Raw genomic sequence first — 4,318 nt, 5'->3', positions numbered from 1 at the left:
AGGTCTCCCCGTCGACGCGTCCGGCAATGGTGCGAACGCGATACAGATGCGTCACGCCCCGCCCCAGTGCGATGAGCAGGCCGACGAACCAGGCCAGCGTGACGAACCAGGGCAGATCGCCGTGGTGCCAGTCGAACATGCCGAACAACACAAGCAGCATGCACCAGGCCGCGAACCACGCTATGACGATACGACCGAGGAATTTGAGGCTGGCCATCGCAATGGCTCCGATGCTGGATTGCCGGGGAGCATACGATGGCGCGGAGCCGTCCTTCGACGCGTTTCCGACGAAACGCCGGATTCCCCGACGAAACCCCCTTCCGCGCCGCAGCATGACCTCGCCGCCTCGATAGTCCATGCTCGGGCGGTTGGCTCTAGCGGTGGGGACCGCGAGCCACGACAAAGACAAAGGGGTTAACGCATGGCCTTGTTGCTCGTCGTTTTCGCTGTCGTTGTTCTAGCGATCTATCTCGGTATCAATATGCTGCCGAAGAATCATCCCGCCAACTGGCTGCTCGGCATCGTCGGTGGCGCCTGCCTCGTGCTCGCCTGGTACGCCATTTTCAGACCGATGATGATCGCCACGGGTGGTTCCGACCCGTCACTGATCACACTCGGCCTGCATGCGGCCGGCATCGTTTCCTGCGTCCTGGGCATCGTCTGCCTGGGCGTGTGCGTGTGGCGCGACCCGGCACGCTTCTGGATGCTTTCGATCGTTTTCATCGGCGTGATCGGCGCCACGCAGGTCACCGCGCTCGGCTGAGCGCGACCATTCCTCCGCCTCAGGGTCGGCGGTCGCGTCAGATCTTCTGACAGACCGCCTTGTCCCGATCAGGCCTTGAAGGGATACCCGCTCACGATCAGTTCGGCAGTGCCGTCCGCGACGTCCAGCACGGCGCGAGCGCCGAACGGCAGGGTCCATTTATCCTGTTTGTGGCCAAACGCCAGACCCCGGACGATAGGCGTACCGCAAGCGCTCGCGAACCGCTCGAGCGCGTGCTCGATGTCATAGCCATTGTCGTACTCGCTGACGCGTTGCCCACCGAGACCGCCGAGGATGATGGCCCGTTGGCGGGCGAGAACGCCGCTCAACGCCAGCTCATACAGCATCCTTTCGACACGGTAGGCCTGCTCGCCCGTCTCCTCGAGGTAAAGGATGCCGTCGTCGATCGCCGGCATATAAGGCGTACCGATCAGGCTGCAGAGCGCCGATAGGTTTCCACCCCATAACGTGCCCTCGGTATGCAGATCCGTCTGCCCTTCGGGACACGCCCAGGTGATGTCGGTCCGGGGCGACTGCAGGGTTTGCCAGAAGTGACGCCAGGTGTTCTCGCGCAGGTACCCCGCGCCGAAGTCCTGGACCAGCATGGGGCCGAAGAGCGATCCGATCCCGCTGCGCGCATACAGAGCGCACTGGATCACCGTGAAGTCGCCATGGCCGACCATGACGCACGAACTTTCTGAGAACCGGGCCGCCAGGCCCGCGTAATCGAGGTGTTCCAGCAGCGCGATGGYGCCGTAGCCACCGTGAATGGCCATGACCACGTCCGGCAAGGGCCGATCCGGGTCGGCGAGCTGGTTGATATCCGCCGCGCGCTCGGCATCGCTGCCAGCGAAGCGCAGGGACACCCGGTCCACGACGTGAGCGCCGAGAACCGTGTGGCCCGCGGCCTGCAGGCGTTCAATACCTCGCTGGCAGGCGGCGCGATCTTCTGCGTAACCGGAGGGAGCAATAAGACGTATCTCGAATCGTTTCGGCATGACTGGCAGTACGTGACCTGTACTACCAATACCTCTACGAGGCCTCGAAGGCAACCCGAAGTTGTCCGATCCGGGTTCGAGCACCCCTGACTGGGTCTGCGCGGCGTCGTGAATCACAGCATCTCTCCTGATCGGACTCTCACGCCGCGGTTGACGTGGAGATCTCGATTAGAGGAGGTGAACGAGTCTCCCGTTGATCAATTGCGGCAACGGGCTAATCGTAAACGGCACGTCCCTGTGCGGTGATGCTTACCAACCTTCGAATTCTTCGGCCGCCGCCAGATCATCAGCCGGCGCACTGCGAATGAGCGTTTCACGCGGCTGCTCGCCGAACACGCTGCGATACTTCTCAGCGAAGCGCGAGAGGTCCCACATACCGCAGCTGAGCGCGACGGACTTGACCGAACGCCGTCCGGCTTCTGCCGTGACCAGACTGCGATGCGCCGTGCAAAGTCGAAGCATGGCGAGGTACCGGTTCGGCGGAATGCCGAGCAGGTCGTCGAAGGCGTAACGTAAGCCACGTTCGCTGGCTCCCGCGGCCTGGCATAGCTCCTGGGAATAGATATCCCGACGGAGATTGGCTCGCATGAAACGTTCCGCGCGGCGCATGACCTGGTAGTGCGCGCGTCTTCCGCGCGATGCCACCGGTCTCTCTTCGGACGAGGATCCGAGGGCCACCCGGATATGCTCGTCGAGAAGGTCCTCGACGGGTCCGAATGCCATGTCTTCGGTTTCATGCACGCGTTCGCTTATCTGCCGATACGCGCGCTTGAGATGCTCGGAGGTTACCGAGAACAGGCGAAGTCGTTGCGCGGCCATGTCCACGTCGGCGTGATCGGAGGCCATGAACCRCGAGCGAAAGCGCGCGTAAGGGGCCATCACAAGGGTGAACCGCGTGCCGCGCTCGAACATGAAATCGGTCGGGGTGCCACGCAGCAGCGTCACGCCCATTTCCGATTCGACACCGACGCCCTGGCACCAGCTGCGCTCTCCGGTCTCGTGGAGGTAGACGAGCATGCACGCGTCGTCGGGTACGGTCAGGGAGCCCCGCACGTCGAAATCGATATGCCCGGTAAGGTAGGTGACCCCGTCGTGTGTCTTCGACGCGATCGATGCGCGGGGCCGGGCCGGGCTGAGGGTCAACAGATCGACCTCGCACATGCCGAGCGCCGCACCCAGGGTGACCAGATCGTAATCTTCCAGCCCCTGCACGTTGGAAGGGCGAGTCATGCGCCTACCTCCCTGCGGTTGGTTATTCCCTGCATCGGCGGGACGGCGTCATTGGCACGACGCGTGGCCCCGGCAACGCCCCATTCGTTGCCCATCCTGATCCGAACGCGAACCCTTCCCATATGTACCCCCGCAACATCCATCGGCAGGCGACGCCCGCACGCGACTAAACCTCCATCGGTCGACGTGACCCCGCTTTTCCAAGTGGGCCACGTCGACGCCATTAACTAACGATGTAATGCAGCAAAAGCCAGCAGTTTGTGAATATGCCGAATTAGCTTATCGACTGTCGGAAGCGATTGATGAATTTGGTAAAAGTGCCGCTTGTGCGAGACCAGAGACTACACCCAGAGAGGGGTCGCCGTGCACGACTCGAATTCCGGGAAAACTTGCGCCTACGCGCTCACGAACCTGCGGCGAGCGCGACGTGCCACCCGTGAGGAAAACGCTGGCAGGCGGCTCACCGATATCGGCCTGCGCCTGGTCCAGAAGGCGCCCCATCCTGTCGAGGAAATCCTCGGATGCGGCGCGGAAATCGCCGGCAACGGCATCGATCTTCAGACCTGCCTCRATGAAATCCAGCGATGCCGTGGCCTCATCCGAAGCGGACAGGTCGATCTTCATGCGCTCGGCCGACTGGTTCAGCCGGGTGGTTGCGCCGGTTCCCTGCAAGGCGCGCAGGCGTGAACCGAAGGGCTCGTCCACCTGGCGATAGTCCTGTTTGCGGAACTCGCGCTGCTTGGGCAGGTTGTGCACGCTGGCCGCCTCGACGAAGTGGTGCACCGGTACGCCGCTCAGGTCCTTGCCGAAGCGGGGCATGAAGCTGTGCAGGCTCACGCCCACGTCCAGGTCCGTACCGCCGCGCGGCAGGCCCCAGCTGCGGTGCATGATCGGTACCTCACCGGCGCCCAGCTCGGCATAGGCGACGTCGGTCGTACCACCGCCGATGTCGACGATGATCGCCCGCTGCCGTTCCGCCAGCGACTGGTGGTAATGCATTGCCGCGGCCGCGGGCTCCTCCAGGAATGAGACCTCGTCGAAGCCGGCGATCCGTGCTGCTTCGCGGAGAATGGACAACGCCTGCTCGCCGCCGGCCGCGCCCATGGAGCTGCGGAACTCGACGGGGCGGCCAATGACGGCCTCGCGAACGGGCGTGCCGAACTGGCGTGTGGCTACCAGGCGAACGTGCTCGAGGATGTGCGCCGCGATGCTCACGATGGTCTTGCGCACACGCGGATCGAGCTTGTAACCGAACATCGACTTGGGCGATTCGATCAGGTTGCCGGTGCCCTCTTCGAGATACGCGTCCACGGCCTCCTCGCCGAAG

At 63.5% G+C, this 4,318-nt stretch carries 4 protein-coding genes and 1 pseudogene; 1 reads left to right on the top strand and 4 read right to left on the bottom strand.

What is annotated here, in order from left to right; genetic code table 11:
- A pseudogene (locus tag AC1DSN_RS19085) lies at positions 1 to 217 on the bottom strand (hypothetical protein); the annotation flags it as partial.
- 204 nt (positions 218 to 421) lie between these two features.
- Here AC1DSN_RS19085 and AC1DSN_RS19080 point away from each other — a divergent pair.
- Positions 422 to 763: a hypothetical protein gene (locus AC1DSN_RS19080; protein ID WP_046969573.1), complete on the top strand. Its 342-nt coding sequence runs from the start codon at positions 422 to 424 to the stop codon at positions 761 to 763.
- Between the two features lie 68 nt (positions 764 to 831).
- Here AC1DSN_RS19080 and AC1DSN_RS19075 read toward each other — a convergent pair whose 3' ends face one another.
- The 3 genes from AC1DSN_RS19075 to AC1DSN_RS19065 all read right to left on the bottom strand — a co-directional run.
- Positions 832 to 1,761, bottom strand: coding sequence for an LD-carboxypeptidase (locus AC1DSN_RS19075; RefSeq protein WP_477332239.1), 930 nt, complete (start codon positions 1,759 to 1,761; stop codon positions 832 to 834).
- Between the two features lie 249 nt (positions 1,762 to 2,010).
- Positions 2,011 to 2,991, bottom strand: coding sequence for a helix-turn-helix domain-containing protein (locus tag AC1DSN_RS19070; protein WP_477332237.1), 981 nt, complete (start codon positions 2,989 to 2,991; stop codon positions 2,011 to 2,013).
- 279 nt (positions 2,992 to 3,270) lie between these two features.
- On the bottom strand, positions 3,271 to 4,318 hold a 1,048-nt coding region (locus tag AC1DSN_RS19065), incomplete at its 5' end, for an Hsp70 family protein (RefSeq protein ID WP_477332235.1).

The organism is Luteibacter sp. P4_D7_3 (assembly GCF_056401735.1).
The sequence above is the reverse complement of the archived record's forward strand: the minus strand, read 5'-3'. Positions and strand labels throughout refer to the sequence as shown.